Genomic DNA, 19,177 nt, shown 5'->3' with positions numbered 1-19,177 from the left:
CGTTTCCCTTGCGGCAGGTTTTGAGTGCGACGACGGGATAAGGGCAGTGGAATGACGACACCCGAAGAGGTCCTGGCCTTTTGGCTGGATGAAGTCGGCCCCGAGGGCTGGTACAAGTCCGACGACGGGCTGGACGACACGATCCGCAGCCGGTTCACCCCCGTCTACGAGCAGGCGACGGAGGGGGGGCTGTCGCTTTGGCTGACCTATCCGTCGGGCACGCTGGCCTACCTGGTCGTCACGGACCAGTTCCCGCGCAACATGTTCCGCGAGGACAGCCGCGCCTACGACATGGACCGCTTCGCGCGCGCCGCCGCCAAGGTGTCCATCGCGCGGGGATGGGATCTGAAGATCGACCCGCCGGCGCGGCAGTTCTTCTACCTGCCGCTGATGCACTCCGAGAACCTGAGCGACCAGGACCGCTGCGTGCGCCTGTTCGCCGAGCGGATGCCCGAGGCCACGGCGAACCTGCTGCACGCCCGGGCCCACCGCGAGGTGATCCGCGACTTCGGCCGTTTCCCGCACCGAAACGCCGCGCTCGGCCGCAATTCCGGACCCAGGGAAAAGTCCTTCCTGGACGAGGGCGGATACGGTGCGACGGTCCGTCGCCTGCAGGCCGCCGCCTGATTGATCGGCCCCGCGCCGGAGCTAGCTGGCACGTGAAATCGAAGAAATACGCCCGGCGCGCATGATCGCGCCCGGGCGGGAAGGATATATGTCATGCGATTTGGTTGGGCCACGGCGGCGGCGATCGTGATCGGCTTCGTGCTGATCGTGCTGCCGCTCATGTTTCGTTCTGACGGCACCGATGATCTTGAAGTGACGGTGGTGCCGAACTGGCTGCATCTGTCGGGCTATGCCGTTCTGGCCGTGGGTGTTCTCATGTTGATCCGGGTGATCCGAAAGCGACGTTGATGCAGCACGCCAGTGTCGCGCCGGGCGCGCGCACCGCCACAGACTGGACTCTGGCCGCCGCGCTATTCGTTGCGGGCCTTCTGGCCGCCGGGCAATTCGCCAAGGTGGCCATGGGGCTTCCCGTGCTGGCGCAGACCTTCGACCGCCCGCTGACCGCTGTGGCGTTCCTCGTTTCGGTGCTGGGGGTCGTCGGCATTTTCGGCGGCGTCATGGCCGGCGGGGTGGTAGCCGCCTTCGGCGCGCGCCGGGTGCTGCTGACCTGCCTGTGGCTGGGTGCGGCGCTGTCGGCCTCGCAGGCCATACCTTTGCCTTTTCCCGTCTACGTCGGCCTGCGGGTGATCGAGGGGGTCTCGCATCTGGGGATCGTGGTCGCGGCGCCCCCGCTCATGGCCGCCGCGGCGACCGACCGGGACCGTCCGCTGGCCATGGCGATCTGGGCATCGTTCTTCGGCGTGTCCTTCGCGCTGTTCGCCGTCGCCGCGCCGCCGATCCTCGCCACGGGCGGGATGGCGGCCCTGACCGCGGCGCACGCCATGGGCATGGCTGGCATCGCGCTGGTTCTCGCGGCCCGGCTGGAGCGATCGACGCGCGCGCCGCTTCGGCTGGATCCGTTGGCGGCGCATGTGGAGATCTACACGTCCCCGCGTCTCATGGCGCCGGGGCTCGGCTTCGTGTTCTACACGCTCGCCTTCGTGGCGCTGGTCACGCTGCTGCCCGCTGCGCTTGGCCGGCCGCAGATGGCGGTCAGCCTGCCGCTGATCGCGCTTCTGGGCACTTTCGGGGCCGGGCCGCTCATGCGGCGCATGGCCCCGGACGTGGTCGCGGCCCTTGGCTTCGTCCTGACGGCCGCGACCGCGATCCTGCTACTGGCCGGGTGGGACGGCGCGGCGCTGCCTTTGTTTCTGGTGATGGGGCTGGTCCCGGCGGCGAGCTTCGCCATGATCCCCGATCTGAACGACACGCTGCCAGACCGGGCGCGCGCCACGGGTTGCATCGCGCAGATGGGCAACGTGGGCACGACGCTGGGCACGCCGGTCTTCGCCGCCGCCTACGCCGTGGCCGGGCTGCCCGGGATGATGGCCGCGCTGCTTGCCGCCTGTGCCGCCGGATTGGGCGTGACGCTGCTGATGCGACGGATTGTCCGTGCATCCCTGCCGCAAATGTCTTAATGTTCCCCTAACGTTCCAATTTGGTGATTGCGTTCACGGTGCCCGCGCCTATCTGGCAGAGCAACGGAAGAGGTTTTCATGGCCGAGCTGAAGAATATCGAGGTGCGCGGCGCGCGCGAGCACAACCTCAAATCCATCGATGTCGACATTCCCCGGGACCAGCTGGTGGTCATCACCGGCCTGTCGGGGTCGGGCAAGTCGTCGCTTGCCTTCGACACGATCTATGCCGAGGGGCAGCGCCGCTATGTCGAGTCGCTGTCGGCCTATGCGCGCCAGTTCCTCGACATGATGCAGAAGCCCGATGTCGATCACATAAGCGGCCTGTCGCCTGCCATCAGCATCGAGCAGAAGACCACGTCGAAGAACCCGCGCTCGACCGTCGGCACGGTCACCGAGATCTACGACTACATGCGGTTGCTGTTCGCCCGGGTCGGCACGCCCTATTCGCCGGCCACCGGCCTGCCCATCGAGGCACAGCAGGTGCAGGACATGGTCGACCGCGTGATGGAGATGGAAGAGGGCACGCGCGGCTACCTGCTGGCGCCCATCATCCGCGACCGCAAGGGCGAGTATCGCAAGGAGTTTCTCGAGCTGCGCAAGCAGGGCTTCCAGCGCGTGAAGGTCGATGGCGAATTCCACGATCTCGACAACCCGCCCACGCTGGACAAGAAGTTTCGCCACGACATCGACGTGGTGGTGGACCGCATCGTGGTGCGCGAGGGGCTGGAGACGCGGCTGGCCGACAGTTTCCGCACCGCGCTGGACCTGGCGGACGGCATCGCGGTGCTCGAGACCGCCCCGAAAGAGGGCGAGCCGGAACGCTTCACTTTCAGCGAGAAATTCGCCTGTCCGGTCTCGGGCTTCACCATCCCCGAGATCGAGCCGCGCCTCTTCTCGTTCAACGCGCCCTTCGGGGCCTGCCCGGATTGCGACGGCCTTGGGGTTGAGCTGTTCTTCGACGAGCGGCTCGTCGTGCCGGACCAGAACCTGAAGATCTCGGACGGTGCGCTGGCCCCGTGGCGCAAGGGGAAATCCCCGTATTTCCTCCAGACGATCGAGGCCATCGCCAAGCACTACAAGTTCAAGCAATCGGACAAGTGGGTTGACCTGCCCGACGAGGTGAAGAACGTCTTCCTGTTCGGCTCGGGCGAGACGCAGATCAAGTTCCGCTACGACGAGGGCGGCCGCGTCTACGAGGTCACGCGCCCCTTCGAGGGGGTCATCCCCAACATGGAGCGCCGCTATCGCGAGACCGACAGCAGCTGGATCCGCGAGGAGTTCGAGCGCTACCAGAACAACCGTCCCTGCGGCACCTGCCACGGCCACCGGCTGCGCCCCGAGGCGCTGGCGGTGAAGATCGCGGGCCTGCACGTGGGCGAGGTCGTCCAGAAATCCATCCGCGAGGCGTATGAGTGGTGCGAGAACGTGCCCGCGTCGCTGAGCAAGCAGAAGAACGAGATCGCGCGTGCCATCCTCAAGGAAATCCGCGAGCGTCTGGGCTTCCTGAACAACGTGGGATTGGAATACCTGACCCTGTCGCGCAACGCGGGCACCCTGTCGGGCGGCGAGTCGCAGCGCATCCGCTTGGCCAGCCAGATCGGCTCTGGCCTGACGGGCGTGCTCTACGTTCTGGACGAACCCTCGATCGGCCTGCACCAGCGCGACAACGACCGCTTGCTGACGACGCTGAAGAACCTGCGCGACCAGGGCAACACGGTGATCGTGGTCGAGCACGACGAGGAAGCCATCCGCGAGGCCGACTATGTCTTCGACATCGGCCCCGGTGCTGGCGTCCACGGCGGACAGGTCGTGGCCCATGGCACGCCGGCGCAGATCGTCGAGCAACCGCAGAGCGTGACAGGCGACTATCTGGCGGGGCGGCGCGAGATCGCGGTGCCCGCCGAGCGCCGGAAGGGCAAGAAGAACAAGTCCATCCGCGTCGTGAAAGCCAGCGGCAACAACCTGCGGGACGTGACCGTGGATTACCCGCTGGGCAAGTTCGTCTGTGTGACCGGCGTGTCGGGCGGCGGCAAATCGACCCTGACGATCGAGACGCTGTTCAAGTCAGCCTCCATGCGCCTGAACGGCGCGCGACAGACGCCCGCGCCCTGCGAGACGATCAAGGGGCTGGAGCACCTGGACAAGGTGATCGATATCGACCAGCGGCCCATCGGCCGAACTCCTCGTTCGAATCCAGCGACTTACACCGGGGCCTTCACGCCGATCCGCGACTGGTTCGCCGGTCTGCCCGAGGCCAAGGCGCGCGGTTACAAGCCCGGGCGGTTCAGCTTCAACGTCAAGGGCGGCCGCTGCGAGGCCTGCCAAGGCGACGGCGTGATCAAGATCGAAATGCACTTCCTGCCGGATGTCTACGTGGAATGCGAGACCTGCAAGGGCGCGCGCTACAACCGCGAGACTCTGGAAATTCAGTTCAAGGGCAAAAGCATAGCCGACGTTCTTGATATGACGGTTGAAGATGCGCAGGAGTTCTTCAAGGCCGTCCCGTCGATCCGCGAGAAGATGGACGCCTTGGTGCGTGTCGGTCTCGGCTACATCAAGGTCGGCCAGCAGGCGACGACCCTGTCGGGCGGCGAAGCGCAACGGGTGAAACTGTCGAAGGAACTGGCCAAGCGGTCGACCGGTCGCACATTGTATATCCTGGACGAGCCGACGACCGGTCTACACTTCGAAGATGTGCGCAAGCTGCTCGAGGTGCTGCACGAGCTGGTGGACCAGGGCAACTCGGTCGTGGTGATCGAGCACAACCTTGACGTCATCAAGACCGCCGACTGGCTGATCGATATCGGCCCGGAAGGTGGCGATGGCGGCGGCACCGTGGTGGCGACCGGCACGCCCGAGGACGTGGCCGAGATCGCCGAAAGCCACACGGGCCGATACCTCAAGCCCATGCTCCAGGCGCGGAAGGTGGCGGCGGAGTGATCCGCCGCCTCGCGGGCCTCAGTTCAACACCTCGGCCAGTGCGATGATGTCGAGAATCGCGCGCGTGGTCGGATCTACGCGATAGATCTGCCGGTCGTCGCGGTAATAGCGCACACCGTCCACATCGCGCAGGTTATAGCGATCGTAATCCGATATGCGGCGCAGCCGATCACGCAGGATGATCTCGTCCACGATGTCGCCCACCGTGTAATCGGGCACGCCGTCGTATTCAGACCGAGCGGCCTGCTTGGCCTGTCCCGGCGGCACGCAGGGCGGATTTTTCTTGGCAAGGCCGGGCGGGCAGCCGGCGGCGGCTTGCCCAACGGCTTTGCCATTCCCCTTGCCTTTCCCGTTGCTGTGACTGCCGGCCAAGGCCGGGCCTGCAAGGGCACAGGCCGCGACAAGTGCGGTTGCGATCAGGCGATTCATGGTGACCTCGTTCACTCATTCGGTTCGCTGCAAAACGTGTAACTATGGGTCGGGGTCCGGCGCTGCACCGCGATAGGCAAGGCGCCGCTCAATCGCGGACCAGCGCCAGAACCTCGCGGGTGCGGAAATCGACCCGATAGATGCGGTCGTCCAGCCGCACGTAGACCCAACCGTCGCGGGCGGGCGGCAGGCCCAGGTATGCCGTGCCGACCAAGGCATTGAAGTCACGGCCGTCCAGCCGGACGCCCACCGCAAGGGGCGGGGGCGTCGTGATGATTGGCGCGCGCTGCCAGTGCCCAGCGCCGCCGCCGCGCAGGCCTTCGTCCACGGTCACGCATTTCGCGCCGGTTCCGGCGGTCGTGCAGGCCAGCGCCGGGCCGGCGGACAAGGCGAGCAGAAGGGTTGCGAGCGTGCAGCGCATGGAGATCGAACCCCGCGCCGGCCCCTCGGGTTCCCGTCAGGCGGCGAGGTCGATCCAGACGGGAACGTGATCGCTGGGTTTTGCGCGGGCGCGCAGATCCTTCTCGATCCAGCAATCGTTCAGCAGATCCGCTGCCTGCGGGGTCAGCAGGTGGTGGTCGATGCGGATGCCGTGGTTCCGCTCCCACGCGTTGGCCTGGTAATCCCAGAAGCTGTAATGCCCGCCGGCCTGGTGGCAGACGCGGAACGCTTCGGTCATGCCCAGGGCCAGAAGGCGCCGGAAGGACGCGCGGCTGTCGGGCATCGCCAGCGCGTCGTCACGCCAGGCCTCGGGGTTCTGAGCATCCTCGTCCTGCGGTATGACATTGTAATCGCCGCAGAATACCGCGGGCTCTTCCAGCACGAGGGTTTCGGCCATGCGGTCGTGCAGCCGTTCCATCCAGGCGAGCTTGTAGTCGTATTTCGGTCCAGGCGCCGGATTTCCGTTGGGCAGGTACAGGCCGCAGACCCGAACGGGCCGGTCGCCCATGACGGTCGCCTCGATATATCGCGCCTGTTCGTCGCTTTCGTCGCCCGGCAGCCCGCGCGACACGTCCTCGAGCGGCAGCTTCGACAGGATCGCGACCCCGTTGAAGCCCTTCTGACCGTGGGTTTCGACGGTGTAGCCCAGGTCCTCGATGGCGGCGGCCGGGAAAGCCTCGTCCACCGACTTGATCTCTTGCAGCACGGCCACGTCGGGCGCGCTGTCCTTCAGCCACTCGCAAAGACCGTCAAGACGAGCCTTGACGCCGTTGATGTTGAAGCTGGCTATTTTCATGGTGATCCGGTCCCGTTGGCTTGGCGACCGGTATATCAAAGGGGCAGGGCGCGTCCATCGCGCCGGCTCTGACGGTCGAACCTCAGGTCCGGTTCTTGCCCTTTGCGCCTTCTGCGCTGTCAGTCTTGTGCATACGGGGCCGGCGTTCTGCAGTGTTGGCCGCGTTGCTGCTGCTGATCTGCGAGAACAGCATGCATTCAATGTCGGAAACGCTTCCGAACAGGCGATGTCCGCGCAGCCGTTGTTCACTGGCTGGCGTGTCGACCCGGCGGGCGAGCCGTTCGTCGATTGCGCGGGCGTGCATACTCATCACAGTCGTTCCTTTAAGATGCGAGATCACGTGGCCGCGACCACCGCGGCGTTCGGGCTCATCCGCGAGGCAGCGCTGCGGAACAGGCCGTCGCGGCGGGCGCGGATGGGGTGGCAGGGGGCGATGAACAGGTTGCGCTGGTTCATGCCCAGGGTCGAGAGGGCTTTCTGGCGGTTCTCACGGGCGATGGCGATGTAGTTCATTTTGGTTTCCCTTTTTGCTGGGTGGCTGTCTTTACACTCTCAGGTTGAGGGTGTGACGCGACGAAAGGGAAGCATGGGCTGCGCAACGACGCGTCCCGGATATCGAAACAATCCGACACATTGCAGACACAATCCGATCTTTTCGGTTAGGTTTTTGGGGAGGATCTGCCTTTTTTCCGCCTTATGCTGCCACGTCACGGATTTTGTGCCGACCGGATTTGCACAAAAATTAATCAAAAACCCGACCTGACCTTTTAGACAGGTTTTTAACCATCTCTTAAGAATGTCGCTGATTCGGCATTTCGGGCCGAATCCGGCATCGATGCGGCAGAACCGGTTGCATATCAGACCGCTGCGCGAATCACTGTTCCGGGCCGCTGTATGCAATTGGACACAGAAAAAGCGTCCCACGGGGACGCTTTGATCTGATCTTTACGCACTCAGATCGAAAAGGAAGTTCCGCAGCCACAACTGGAGGTGGCATTCGGGTTGTCGATGACGAACCGCGCGCCGATCAGCTCTTCCGAGAAGTCGATGACAGCGCCAGCGAGGAAGGGCAGGGACACGCTGTCGACCAGCACCCGCTCGCCATCCTTCTCCAGCACCAGGTCGTCGTCGCCCGGCGCGTCCAGCTTGATCTCGTACTGAAACCCCGAGCATCCGCCGCCTTCGACGGCGACGCGGAGAGCCTGGCCCTGGTCGGCCGCCCCGATCTCGGAAAGGCGGGCAAAGGCCCTGTCGGTGACTTTGGGAGGAAGATTCATGGTCCGTTCGCCCTGCATTGCTTGGCTGCCCTCGATATAAGCCCCGCGAGCGAGGACAACAAGAATGGCACAAGCAATGCAGGCGATCTTTGCCGCCCGGCCCGACGAAAGCCGCGGGCGACTGTACCCCGAGGAGGGATCGGCCCATCGCTCGTGCTTCCAGCGCGACCGCGACCGGATCATTCACGCCAGCGCGTTCCGCCGGCTCAAGCACAAGACCCAGGTCTTCGTCGAGCACGAGGGCGATTATTTCCGCACCCGACTGACCCATTCGATCGAGGTGGCGCAGGTGGCCCGCACCATCGCCGGAGTTCTGGGGCTGAACTCCGAACTGACCGAAGCGGTCGCTTTGGCCCATGACCTGGGCCATCCGCCCTTCGGACATACGGGCGAGGACGCGCTGGAACGGCTCATGACGCCCTATGGCGGCTTCGACCACAACGCCCAGGCCATCCGCATCGTCACGTCGCTGGAACGCCACTACGCCGAGTTCGACGGTCTGAACCTGACCTGGGAGACGCTCGAGGGCATCGCGAAGCACAATGGCCCCGTCGAGGCGCCGTATCCCTATGCACTGGCCGATTACAACGCGCGCCATGATCTCGAGCTGCACACACACGCCAGCGCCGAGGCTCAGGTGGCGGCGCTGTCCGACGACATCGCCTACAATCACCACGACCTGCATGACGGGCTCAGGGCCGAGTTGTTCTCCACGGACGAGTTGGCCGAGCTGCCGATCCTGCGCGACTGCTTTGCCAGGGTCGACACGCTTTATCCCGGTCTCAACTATTACCGCCGTCGCCACGAGGCCCTGCGCCGTTTCTTCGGTGTCCTGGTCGAAGATGTGTTGGAGGAAGCGCGGGGTGCCCTGGCGCAGCTCGACCCGCAAAGCGCGCAGGATGTGCGCATGGCGGGGCATCCCATCATCCGGTTCTCCCCCCGTATCTGGGAGGAGCTGCAGGTCCTGCGCGATTTTCTCTTCCACCGCATGTACCGCGCCGAAGAGGTGGTGGTCATGCGCCAGAAGGTGTCGCAGGTGGTGGACGATCTTTTCGCCTTATTCCTGCGTCGAACCGAACTTCTGCCCAAGCAGTGGCGCAAGGATGTCGAGGATGCGACAAATGAGACGGCGCTCGCTCGGATTGTTCTCGATTACATTGCCGGCATGACCGACCGTTTCGCCATTCAGGAGCACGAACGACTGGTCGGCGGGGGGCTGGCGGCGGCGATCTGAGGGTCTATCGACACTGAATTTTTACGTGCGTTCAGACTGTGGTCGCGCCCCGGGTAGGCCCGGAGCGTGATCTTAGCCATCTTGTGAGCGTGCTTTCCTAGGCGCGCAGCAGCAGACCCTCGTGCGGTGCAAGCTTTGAGATTTCCGCGAGGTCGCGGTCGGGCACGGTCGAGAACAAAGGCGTGCCGCCAAAGGGCAGGGGCTGCTTCCGGTCGGTGAAGTTGATCGCCACGTGCAGCACCTCGTCCCCGTGGCCGCGGGCATAGGCCAGCGTCTCGGCATCCGCGTGCAGCCGGCGATACTCGCCCAGCCGCAGCGCGGCGTGCTGGCGGCGCAGCCAGATCAGGTGGCGGTAGAGCACCAGCATCGACTGGGGGTCGTCTTCCTGAGCTCTGGCCGCCGGCACGGTTGACAATGGCAGCCAGGGCTCGCCCCGGGTGAAGCCGCGCCCGGCGCTATCGTCCCATGGCATCGGGATGCGTACGGGGTCGCGGCCCAGCCCGGTGCCCGGGTTGTTGATGGCCCAGGGATCCTGGATCATGTGATCGGGGACCGCTTCGTTCACCATGCCAAGCTCTTCGCCCTGGTAGATCGTGGGCGTGCCACGCAGGGTCAGCAGCAGCATCGCCGCCGCGCGCGCGGCGTCCGGTCCCCACCGCGTGGCAACGCGGTCGCGGTCGTGGTTGCCCATGACCCAGTTGGGCCACCCGCCTTCCGGCAGGGCGGCCTCGTAGGTGTCGATGTAGTCGGCGATGGCCAGCGGGTCCCAGTCGGCCTCGATCAGGTAGAAGTTGAAGGGCAGGTGAAAGCCCTTCAGGTCCTTGCCGTAATACAGCATGACCTCGTCCAGCGTGCCGTAGGCTTCGCCCACCAGCGCCCGGTCGGGATATTCGTCGGCCACCGCACGCATCTCGTGCACCGCGTCGAAGCCCGCGGGCTGGTGCGACGAAAACTTGCGGAACAGCGATCGCGCCGGACCCTGCTCGAACCGCCAGTCGGGGTTCGGGGGATTGTCGCGGCACTGGTCGTCGGGGGCCAGGTGCTCGACCGCGTCCACGCGGAACCCGTCGACGCCACGGTCGAACCAGCGGCGCATGATGTCGTACATCTCGGCCCGCAGGTCGGGGTTGCGCCAGTTCAGCGCCGGCTGCTCGGTCATGTAGATATGCAGGTAATACTGCCCGGTCGCGTCGTCCCATTCCCAGGCCGATCCGCCGAACTCGGCGATCCAGTTGCTGGGCGGGCCGCCATCGGGGCCCGGGTCGCGCCAGACATACCAGTCGCGCTTGGGGTCGTCGCGCGACGACCGCGCGGCCTGGAACCACGGATGCTGGTCCGAACTGTGCGATGGCACGAAATCCAGCAGCAGCTTCAGCCCGCGGTCGCCTGTGGCCCTGGCCAGCGCCTCGAAATCCTCGAGCGTGCCGAAGATTGGCTCGACCCCGTCGTAATCGCTGATGTCGTAGCCCGCGTCCTTCATGGGCGACGGGTAGATGGGCGAGATCCAGATCGCGTCGACGCCCAGGTCCTTCACGTGATCCAGTCGCTGGATGATGCCCCTCAGATCGCCCACACCGCTGCCGGTGCTGTCCTGGAAGGATCGCGGGTAGATCTGGTAGATGATGCCGTCCTGCCACCAGGGGGCGTCTGTCGCCTGTGTCATGTCTGCTCCTTCACGCTTGGATTGGAGCTAGGCCTCGGAATTGATGGAGACAAGCGGTCTAGCCCGACGGGCGCCATGGGCTATCATCCCATCGGATGCCGCGTGCGGCGTGGCTGTATAAGGGACTAGTGAGACATGGCGACCGGCGGAGCGGAAGGGGCATTGGACCCCGTCACGGCAATTGCGCTGGTGGGCGCCCTGGGTGTGGGCAGCCAGTGGCTCGCCTGGAAGCTGCGGATGCCGGCCATCGTGCTGATGCTGGTCGCCGGCATTGTCGCGGGGCCCGTGCTTGGAATCTTCGACCCGGCAAGGGATATCGGACCGCTCTACGCGCCAATGATCTCGATCGCGGTGGCCATTATCCTCTTCGAAGGCGGGCTGACCCTGAACTTCCACACCCTGCGCGATGCGGCCGAGGGCGTGAAGCGGCTGGTTTTCATCGGCGCGCCGCTTGGTTGGCTGCTGAGCACGCTGGCGCTGCGATACGGCGCGGGCACCAGTTGGGAAAGCGCGGCCGTCTTCGGCGGCATCATGATCGTCACCGGCCCCACCGTCATCGCACCGCTTCTGCGCAGTGCGCGGCTGGCGCGCCGTCCTGCTGCGTTGTTGCAATGGGAGGCGATCCTGAACGACCCCATCGGCGCACTGGCCGCCGTGCTGGCGTTCGAGGTGGTGCTGGTCCTGCGCACGGCCGAACAGGTGGGCGAGGCGGCGTGGTCGCTGATCCTGGGCCTGGTGGTGGCCTGCGTCCTGGGGGCCGCTGGCGGGTACGGCATTGTGTGGGCCTTCAAACGCGCCAAAGTGCCTGAATTCATGAAGGTGCCTGCGCTGTTCGTGGCGATCCTGGCCGTTTTCGCCGCGTCGAATCTTGTCCTGCACGAGTCGGGACTGCTGGCCGTGACGCTCATGGGGATCGTGATCGCCAACGCGGACCTTCCGTCTTTCGAGGAGATGCGCCGCTTCAAGGAACACGCGACCATATTGCTTGTGTCCGGCGTCTTCATCCTGCTGGCCGCGTCGCTGGATTTCGCGGCGCTGTCGCAGCTGACATGGCGCGCGGGCATCTTCGTGGTGCTGGTCCTGTCCATCGCGCGGCCCGTGACCGTTTTTGCTGCACTCGCATGGACCAAGCTGCCCTGGAAGGAACAGGTGCTGGTGGCCTTTACCGGACCGCGGGGCGTTGTGCTGATTGCTGTCGCGGGCCTTTTCGGTGAGCGCCTGGTCGAACTCGGCGTCGAGGATGGCGCGTTGATCGGTCCGCTGGCCTTCATCCTGGTGGCCGCTTCCGTGGTGGTGCATGGCTTCACGCTGAAGCCCTTCGCGCGGTTCCTGGGTCTTGTCGCGTCCGAAACGCCGGGCGTCATCCTGGTGGGCGGGTCCTACTGGACCACCGGGCTGGCGCAGGCCCTGAAGAAGGCCGACATTCCCGTGCTGGTCACGGACCCCAACCGCGGCCATCTGCGCCGCGCGCGCGAGGCGGGGCTCGAGACCTTCTTCGGCGATATCCTGTCCGAGGGCGCCGAGATGCGGATCGAGCTGAATGGCTACAAGCTGGTGGTCGCGGCCACCGACAACGACGCCTACAACACGCTGGTCGCCACTGATCTCGGCCCCCATTTCGGGCGCGAGAACGTGTACCAGATCGCCCGCGAAAAGGCCGGGACGGCACGCCACAGCCTGCCCGCCACCCTCGGCGGCCGGAAATTCGCGGGTGAGGCCACGTATAACGAGCTCAATCGCCTGATGTGGAACGACTGGACCTTCCGCGTGACCGGCCTGACCGAGGAATACACGATGGAGGACTGGCGCGCGAAACGGCCAGAGGCGCGCCTGCTCGCCTGGATCGACGAAGGCGGCGAGATCCATTTCGTCAGCGAGGACGACGAGGTCAGCACGGCGCCGGGCGTCCGGCTGGTTTCCATGTTGCCCCCCGAGGAGGCCGAGCGCGGCCAGGACGCGGCCTGAGCGGCGCGGCGGTCCGCGTTGCGATTGACCTGCGGCGGCGGGGTGGTATGACCCCGCAGATCAGCCGAAGGACAAGACCATGAACCTGTTTGCGCGGATGCGTGACGACATCCTGGCCGCGCTGGCCGACATGCAGGCCGCGGGCGAGCTGCCCGGGGGCCTCGACACCGCCAACGTCACGGTCGAGCCGCCGCGCGATCCCGCCCATGGAGACATGGCGACGAACGCCGCCATGGTGCTGGCCAAGCCCGCCGGCATGAAGCCGCGCGACATCGCGGCGGCTCTGTCCCCGCGGCTGGCCGCGCTCGACCACGTGGCCGGGGCCGAGGTCGCCGGCCCGGGCTTCCTGAACCTGCGACTGGCCGACAGCGTCTGGGCCGACGTGATCGCCACGGTGATCGAGGATCGCGATTTCGGCCGCTCCGACATGGGGGCGGGGCAGCGGGTCAACGTTGAATACGTCTCGGCCAACCCTACCGGCCCGCTTCACGTGGGCCACACGCGCGGCGCGGTCTTCGGCGACGCGCTGGCGAACCTGCTGGACTACACCGGCTGGGACGTGACGCGCGAATACTACATCAACGACGGCGGCGCGCAGGTCGATGTGCTCGCCCGGTCCGTCTATCTCCGCTACCTCGAGGCCCATGGGCAGGAGGTCGCCTTTGCCGACGGCACCTACCCGGGCGACTACCTTGTCGCCGTGGGCGAGGCGCTGAAGGAAAAGGTCGGCGACGCCTATGTCGACAAGGGCGAAGACGTCTGGCTGGAACAGATCCGCGATTTCGCCACCGACGCCATGATGGACCTGATCCGCGCGGACCTGGCCGCGCTGGGTGTCGAGATGGACAAGTTCTATTCCGAGAAGTCGCTTTACGGCACGGGCCGGATCGAGGCGGCGCTCGACACGCTGGACGGCAAGGGCCTGATCTATGTGGGCACGCTCGAGCCGCCCAAGGGCAAGCTGCCGGACGACTGGGAGGCGCGCGAGCAGACGCTGTTCCGTTCGACCGACCACGGCGACGACGTGGATCGCCCGGTGAAGAAGTCGGACGGCAGCTGGACCTATTTCGCGCCCGATATAGCCTATCACTACGACAAGATCGATCGCGGCTTCGACGCGCTGATCGACGTGTTCGGCGCCGACCACGGCGGCTACGTCAAGCGGATGAAGGCGGCGGTCAGCGCGTTGTCGGATGGGCAGGTGCCCCTGGACATCAAGCTGTGCCAGCTGGTGAAGCTGTGGAAGAACGGCGAGCCCTTCACCATGTCCAAGCGCGCGGGCAATTTTATCACCCTGCGCGACGTGGTGGACGAGGTCGGGCCGGACGTCACCCGCTTCACGATGCTCACGCGCAAGAACGACGCGCCGCTGGATTTCGACTTCGCCAAGGCGGTCGAGCAGTCCAAGGACAACCCGGTCTTCTACGTGCAATACGCCCATGCCCGCATCCGGTCGGTCGAGCGTAAGGCCGATGCGCTGGAAATCGCCATGGGGCCGCCGCAGCTGAGCGACCCGGCCGAATTCGACGTGGCCCGCAAGCTGGCCGAGTGGCCGCGCCTGGTCGAGATCGCGGCAAAGAACCACGAGCCGCACCGCATCGCGTTTTACCTCTACGACCTGGCGTCGAGCTTCCACAGCCTGTGGAACAAGGGCAATGACGACCCGTCGCTGCGCATCATCCAGGAAGATCACCCGCACGTCACGGCCGGCAAGCTGGCGCTGCCGCGGGCGGTTGCCACTGTCTTGACTGCGGGCCTTGGCATCCTCGGCGTGACTCCGCTGGAAGAACTGCGCTGATCCCAGGCGTGCCCCGTCGGCGACAGCCGGCAAAATTCGGCGGTCGCTCGCGGTTTCGGCTGGGCAGGCTGTGGTGGGATTGGTATCCATACGGCTGAGGTGACGGTCAGAGCGGTCCGATTAACGAGACCGCCGCGTTCCCTTCGTTGAGGCAGAGACAGGCGGTTTGGGGCCACCCCCGCGCCGCAAGAGGCAGGCATGGCAGAAATCGACTATCTAGAAGATTACGGCGTGTCCGAGTCCGCTGTAATGGGCGCCGGGCACAGTTTTGGCAAATGGGCGAATATCTCCGGCGCGGTGGTGTCACTGGCCCTGATCGCCGGATTGTCGGTCTGGGGATACAAGCTGCTCATGCGTGATGTCACCGGGGTTCCGGTGGTGCAGGCCATGGAAGGCGCATTCCGCGTGGCGCCCGAGGATCCGGGCGGGATGCGGACGCCGCACCAGGGCCTGTCGGTGAACGAGATCGCCGCCGTGGGCGAGGCAGGCGGCCCCGCCGAGGAAGTGACGCTCGCCCCGCCGCCCATGGCCCTGGACGAGGAAGAGGACCGCCCGGTCGCGGTTTTGAGCCGTATGGCCGAGGCCGATACGCAAGCAGACGAGGGCGAGACCGCCGACCTGGCTGCCGCGACCGAGATGGTCGAGGATGCTTGGCCCGGCGAGTTCCTGCCCGAGGACGACGGCGCGCAAGACGACATTGCCGAGGACGGGTCGCAGGATGCCTTGGCGACCGATCGCGCCGTGGCCGAAGCGCTGGGAATACCCGCACCGGACGAGGACCTGGCCGGATTCGAAGAAGACGGGTCTGACGAAGGCACCGAGATCGCGCTGGCCGACGGCGCAGCTCTGGATGATTTCAGTTCGCCCCGTCCGCCTCAGCGGCCCGCCGACCTGTCGACCTCCGTTGCGCCCAGCAATGTCTCGACCGTCGCGGCCGACCCTGTCGCGGGTCAGCCTGGCGGCGAAATCTCGGTCGATGACCTGGCCATCGGCACGCGGCTGGTGCAGCTGGGCGCCTTCGGCGACCCCGAGATCGCGCGCGAGCAATGGGTCGAGATCGCCGGCCGCTTCCCGGATTACTTCGAGGGCAAGCGCCGCGTGGTCCAGCGCGCCGAGTCGGGCGGCAAGATCTTCTATCGCCTGCGCGCCGAGGGGTTCGACGACCTGGCCGACACCCGCCGTTTCTGCACCGCGCTGGTCGCGGGCTCTGCCGACTGCATCCCGGTCGAGCTGAGGTGAGCCTCGCCTGCATCCTCGGCTGCGCGGGGACGCGGCTGGCCGAGGACGAGCGGCGCTTCTTCACCGATGCCGACCCGTGGGGATTCATCCTCTTCGCCCGCAACGTCGAGACGCCCGATCAGCTGCGCGCCCTGACGGAAGACCTGCGGGCCTGCCTGGGCCGCGACGCCCCGATCCTCGTGGACCAGGAAGGCGGCCGGGTGCAGCGCCTGGGCCCGCCGCACTGGCGCGACTGGCTGCCGCCGCTGGACCACGCCACCCGGGCCAGCGACCCCGAACGCGCCCTGTGGATCCGCTCGCGCCTGATGGCGGACGAGCTGCGGGCGGTGGGGATCGACGTGAACTGCGCGCCCACCGCCGACGTGGCGCGGCCCGACACGCACCCGTTCCTGCGCAACCGCTGCCTTGGCACCGACGCCGATACCGTCGCCCGCAACGCCCGCGCGGTGGCCGATGGGCTGACGGCAGGCGGCGTGCTGCCGGTGATGAAACACATGCCGGGCCACGGACGCGCGCTGGCCGACAGCCACAAGGACCTGCCGGTGGTCACGGCCGATGCCGATGCCCTGGACCAGGACTTCGCGCCCTTCGCCGCGCTGGCCGATCTGCCCATGGGCATGACCGCCCATATCGTGTTCCGCGCGCTGTCGGACCGGCCCGCGACGCAGGACCCCGCGATGATCGCGCTGATCCGCGAGCGCATCGGCTTCGACGGCCTCCTGATGACCGACGATTTGTCGATGGAGGCGCTGTCGGGCAGTATCGGCGACCGCACCGCCGCGTCCATTGCGGCGGGCGTGGATATGGCGCTGCACTGCAACGGCGACATGGCCGAGATGCGCGATTGCGCCTCGCATTGCAGCCCGCTGGAGGGCGCCGCGTTGGCCCGCGCGGATGCCGCGCTGGCGCGCCGCCACGCGCCCGACCCGGTTGACATCCACGCGCTCGAGGCCGAACTTGACGGCCTTCTGCGCGGACGGGCCGATGGCTGAAATCGAACACCTGCAATCCCACGTGAGCGACCGGCTGGCGGCCGAGGCGCTGATCGTGGACGTGGACGGGTTCGAGGGGCCGCTGGACCTGCTGCTGACCCTGTCGCGCACCCAGAAGGTCGACCTGCGGCAGATCTCGGTCCTGGCGCTGGCCAAGCAATACCTGGCCTTCGTCGAGCGCGCGCGCGAACTGCGGATCGAGCTTGCGGCGGATTACCTGGTGATGGCCGCGTGGCTCGCCTTTCTCAAATCGCGGCTGCTGCTGCCGCCCGATCCCGAGGATGACGGCCCCTCGGGCGAGGACCTGGCCGCGCACCTGGCGTTCCAGCTTGAACGGCTCGAGGCGATGCGCGAGGCGGGTGCCAAGCTGATGGCGCGCGACCAGCTGGGCCGCGATTTCTTCGCCCGCGGCATTCCCGAAAGCTATGAACGGGTGCGCCGCGTGCGCTACTCGGCCACGCTGCTGGACCTGATGCAGGGATACGCGCGCATCCGCACGCGGGATGAGTTCCGCCCGTTCGTGATGGACCGCCAATCGGTCATGACCATGGAGGAAGCGCTGGACCGGATGCGCAACCTGATCAATTTCGCGGGCAGCTGGACCGACCTGTCCAGCTACATGCCCGACGGCTGGGGCAGCGACCCGGTGCGCCGCCGCTCGGCCACGGCCTCGAACTTCGCCGCCTCGCTCGAACTGGCCAAGGCCGGCAAGATCGAGATCCGGCAGGGCGATACCTTCGCCCCCATCCAGATCCGCCGCCGCCACGATGGCTGAGCCCAACCTCAACCCGCCGCTTTTCGATGCGCCGCCGCTGGCCGACCAGGAGCGCATGGTCGAAGCGATCCTGTTCGCGTCGGCCGAGCCGGTGACGGTGGCCGAGCTGAACGCGCGCATGCCCCATGGCTGCGACGCGGCCGCGGCGCTGGACCTGCTGCGCAATCGGTACGAGGGGCGCGGCGTCACCGTGATGAAGGTGGGCGAGGCCTGGGCCATGCGGACCGCGTCCGACCTGGGCTATCTCATGCAGCGCGAGGTGGTCGAAACCCGCAAGCTCAGCCGCGCGGCGATCGAGACCCTGGCCATCGTCGCCTACCACCAGCCCTGCACCCGCGCCGAGATCGAGGAGATCCGCGGCGTCAGCGTCAGCCGCGGCACCATCGACCAGCTGCTCGAGCTTGAATGGATTCGCTTCGGCCGCCGCCGCGCCACGCCGGGCCGCCCCGTGACCTTCGTGGTCACCCAAGGATTCCTCGATCACTTCGGGCTGGAATCCGCGCGCGACCTGCCGGGGCTGAAGGACCTGCGCGCCGCCGGGCTGCTGGAGAACCGCCCCGTGCCGGGCACAGGTGGCGACGAGGTTGAAACCGACGACGACCAGTCCGACATGTTCGACGGCGAAGGCGAGACCGACGAGGGGGAGACCGACCAATGAATGCGAATGCGATGCTGCGCTTCTTCCTGCGCAAGGTCCTGCATATCGGCGTGAGCAAGGGGATCGATCGTGCCTACGGGGCCGGCAAGGCCAAGAAGGACATGACCCCCGAGGAACGCCGGCGCCACCAGGCCGCGCGCAAGAACGCGAACCGGTCCAAGCAGGCGTTGAAGATGATGCGCAAGATCGGCCGCTTCCGGTGAACGGCGCCACCACCTACGAGGCCGAGCCGCTGCCGGTGCGCGACCGGCCCGAAGACCCTGCACAGGCGGCCGAGGCGGCGTTCGCGTCCCTCTCCACGCGGCGCACCGTGCGCGACTTTTCCTCCCGCGACGTGCCCGAGGCCGCAATCCGCGCCGCCGTCGCCGCCGCGGGCCGGGCGCCGTCGGGGGCCAACCAGCAGCCCTGGCATTTCGTGGCGATCCGCGACGCCGGGACCAAGGCCGCCATCCGCGCCGCCGCCGAGGAGGAAGAGCGCGCCTTCTACGACGGGCAGGCGGGGCAGGCCTGGCTGGACGCGCTGGCCCCCATCGGCACCGATGCCGACAAGCCGCACCTGACCGACGCGCCGTGGTTGATCGTGATCTTCGCCCAGCGTTGGGGCGAGGACGGGCAGGGCGGCCGGGTCAAGCACTACTACGTGCCCGAAAGCGTGGGGATCGCCTGCGGCTTCCTGATCGCGACGCTGCACCAGGCCGGGCTGGATTGCCTGACCCACACCCCCGCGCCCATGGGGTTTCTGCGCGAGATCTGCGGCCGCCCCGAGGCCGAGAAGCCGGTGATGATCCTTGCCGTGGGCTACGCCGCCGAAGATGCGCGCGTCCCGGCCCACGCGGGAAAGAAGAAGCCGCTGGACGAGATCCTGACCATCCGCTGAGCCGGCGTC

The 19,177-nt window shown here is 66.7% G+C and carries 20 protein-coding genes; 13 read left to right on the top strand and 7 right to left on the bottom strand.

Features of this window, described 5'->3' with window-relative positions; all coding sequences use genetic code 11:
* Positions 1-51: 51 nt before the first annotated feature.
* From BMX96_RS12380 to uvrA, 4 genes are all read left to right on the top strand, one after another.
* Positions 52-627, top strand: a complete 576-nt coding sequence (locus BMX96_RS12380; protein ID WP_091845780.1) for a DUF924 family protein — start codon at positions 52-54, stop codon at positions 625-627.
* 93 nt (positions 628-720) lie between these two features.
* Positions 721-915: a hypothetical protein gene (locus BMX96_RS12375; protein WP_073125222.1), complete on the top strand. Its 195-nt coding sequence runs from the start codon at positions 721-723 to the stop codon at positions 913-915.
* Complete coding sequence (locus BMX96_RS12370) at positions 915-2,084, top strand: MFS transporter (RefSeq protein ID WP_091845779.1); 1,170 nt, start codon at positions 915-917, stop codon at positions 2,082-2,084. The genes BMX96_RS12375 and BMX96_RS12370 overlap by 1 nt, the downstream gene beginning before the upstream one ends.
* A 78-nt stretch (positions 2,085-2,162) precedes the next feature.
* A complete protein-coding gene (gene uvrA / locus BMX96_RS12365; RefSeq protein ID WP_091845778.1) occupies positions 2,163-5,024 on the top strand; it encodes an excinuclease ABC subunit UvrA in 2,862 nt (953 codons plus the stop codon).
* 18 nt (positions 5,025-5,042) lie between these two features.
* Here the strand turns inward: uvrA and BMX96_RS12360 are convergent, their stop codons facing one another.
* The 6 genes from BMX96_RS12360 to BMX96_RS12340 all read right to left on the bottom strand — a co-directional run bounded on the left by BMX96_RS12360 (position 5,043) and on the right by BMX96_RS12340 (position 7,967).
* A complete protein-coding gene (locus BMX96_RS12360; RefSeq protein WP_236737051.1) occupies positions 5,043-5,453 on the bottom strand; it encodes a hypothetical protein in 411 nt (136 codons plus the stop codon).
* 88 nt (positions 5,454-5,541) lie between these two features.
* Positions 5,542-5,874, bottom strand: a complete 333-nt coding sequence (locus tag BMX96_RS12355) for a hypothetical protein (RefSeq protein WP_091845777.1) — start codon at positions 5,872-5,874, stop codon at positions 5,542-5,544.
* A gap of 36 nt (positions 5,875-5,910) precedes the next feature.
* The gene (gene xth / locus BMX96_RS12350) at positions 5,911-6,690 is read right to left on the bottom strand and encodes an exodeoxyribonuclease III (protein WP_091845776.1); all 780 of its coding nucleotides are present in this window, start codon (positions 6,688-6,690) and stop codon (positions 5,911-5,913) included.
* A gap of 82 nt (positions 6,691-6,772) precedes the next feature.
* Complete coding sequence (locus tag BMX96_RS12345) at positions 6,773-7,000, bottom strand: hypothetical protein (protein WP_091845775.1); 228 nt, start codon at positions 6,998-7,000, stop codon at positions 6,773-6,775.
* A gap of 26 nt (positions 7,001-7,026) precedes the next feature.
* Complete coding sequence (locus tag BMX96_RS19640) at positions 7,027-7,203, bottom strand: hypothetical protein (RefSeq protein ID WP_175481730.1); 177 nt, start codon at positions 7,201-7,203, stop codon at positions 7,027-7,029.
* A 440-nt stretch (positions 7,204-7,643) separates the two neighbouring features.
* Positions 7,644-7,967 carry a HesB/IscA family protein gene (locus BMX96_RS12340; RefSeq protein ID WP_091845879.1) on the bottom strand — a complete coding sequence of 108 codons (324 nt, stop codon included), beginning with the start codon at positions 7,965-7,967 and terminating at the stop codon, positions 7,644-7,646.
* 76 nt (positions 7,968-8,043) lie between these two features.
* Between BMX96_RS12340 and BMX96_RS12335 the strand changes: the two genes are divergently transcribed.
* Entirely contained in the window at positions 8,044-9,201 is a 1,158-nt protein-coding gene (locus BMX96_RS12335; protein WP_091845774.1) for a deoxyguanosinetriphosphate triphosphohydrolase, read from the top strand.
* A 97-nt stretch (positions 9,202-9,298) separates the two neighbouring features.
* On the opposite strand, the gene BMX96_RS12330 is transcribed toward BMX96_RS12335, so the two are convergent.
* On the bottom strand, positions 9,299-10,864 hold the full coding sequence (locus BMX96_RS12330) for an alpha-amylase family glycosyl hydrolase (RefSeq protein WP_091845773.1): 1,566 nt from the start codon (positions 10,862-10,864) through the stop codon (positions 9,299-9,301).
* A gap of 135 nt (positions 10,865-10,999) precedes the next feature.
* On the opposite strand from BMX96_RS12330, the gene BMX96_RS12325 reads away from it, so the two are divergent.
* The 8 genes from BMX96_RS12325 (at position 11,000) to BMX96_RS12295 (ending at position 19,168) form a co-directional block, all read left to right on the top strand.
* Positions 11,000-12,829, top strand: a complete 1,830-nt coding sequence (locus BMX96_RS12325) for a cation:proton antiporter (protein WP_091845772.1) — start codon at positions 11,000-11,002, stop codon at positions 12,827-12,829.
* A 79-nt stretch (positions 12,830-12,908) separates the two neighbouring features.
* Positions 12,909-14,627 (top strand): arginine--tRNA ligase, encoded by a 1,719-nt coding sequence (gene argS, locus BMX96_RS12320; RefSeq protein WP_091845771.1) that lies wholly within the window; start codon positions 12,909-12,911, stop codon positions 14,625-14,627.
* A gap of 198 nt (positions 14,628-14,825) precedes the next feature.
* Positions 14,826-15,866: an SPOR domain-containing protein gene (locus BMX96_RS19940; RefSeq protein ID WP_236737050.1), complete on the top strand. Its 1,041-nt coding sequence runs from the start codon at positions 14,826-14,828 to the stop codon at positions 15,864-15,866.
* Complete coding sequence (locus tag BMX96_RS12315; RefSeq protein WP_236737049.1) at positions 15,863-16,858, top strand: glycoside hydrolase family 3 N-terminal domain-containing protein; 996 nt, start codon at positions 15,863-15,865, stop codon at positions 16,856-16,858. The genes BMX96_RS19940 and BMX96_RS12315 overlap by 4 nt, the downstream gene beginning before the upstream one ends.
* Positions 16,851-17,633: a segregation and condensation protein A gene (locus tag BMX96_RS12310; protein WP_073125258.1), complete on the top strand. Its 783-nt coding sequence runs from the start codon at positions 16,851-16,853 to the stop codon at positions 17,631-17,633. The genes BMX96_RS12315 and BMX96_RS12310 overlap by 8 nt, the downstream gene beginning before the upstream one ends.
* The gene (scpB, locus tag BMX96_RS12305; protein WP_091845769.1) at positions 17,626-18,291 is read left to right on the top strand and encodes an SMC-Scp complex subunit ScpB; all 666 of its coding nucleotides are present in this window, start codon (positions 17,626-17,628) and stop codon (positions 18,289-18,291) included. Before BMX96_RS12310 ends, scpB begins: the two co-directional genes overlap by 8 nt.
* Positions 18,288-18,494 (top strand): hypothetical protein, encoded by a 207-nt coding sequence (locus BMX96_RS12300; protein WP_139210084.1) that lies wholly within the window; start codon positions 18,288-18,290, stop codon positions 18,492-18,494. The genes scpB and BMX96_RS12300 overlap by 4 nt, the downstream gene beginning before the upstream one ends.
* Positions 18,491-19,168 (top strand): nitroreductase family protein, encoded by a 678-nt coding sequence (locus BMX96_RS12295; protein WP_091845767.1) that lies wholly within the window; start codon positions 18,491-18,493, stop codon positions 19,166-19,168. Before BMX96_RS12300 ends, BMX96_RS12295 begins: the two co-directional genes overlap by 4 nt.
* The last annotated feature ends 9 nt before the right edge of the window (positions 19,169-19,177 follow it).

Source organism: Palleronia pelagia (assembly GCF_900110115.1).
In the GTDB taxonomy this organism is placed as follows: domain Bacteria; phylum Pseudomonadota; class Alphaproteobacteria; order Rhodobacterales; family Rhodobacteraceae; genus Palleronia; species Palleronia pelagia.
This window is presented reverse-complemented; position numbering and strand designations above follow the sequence as displayed.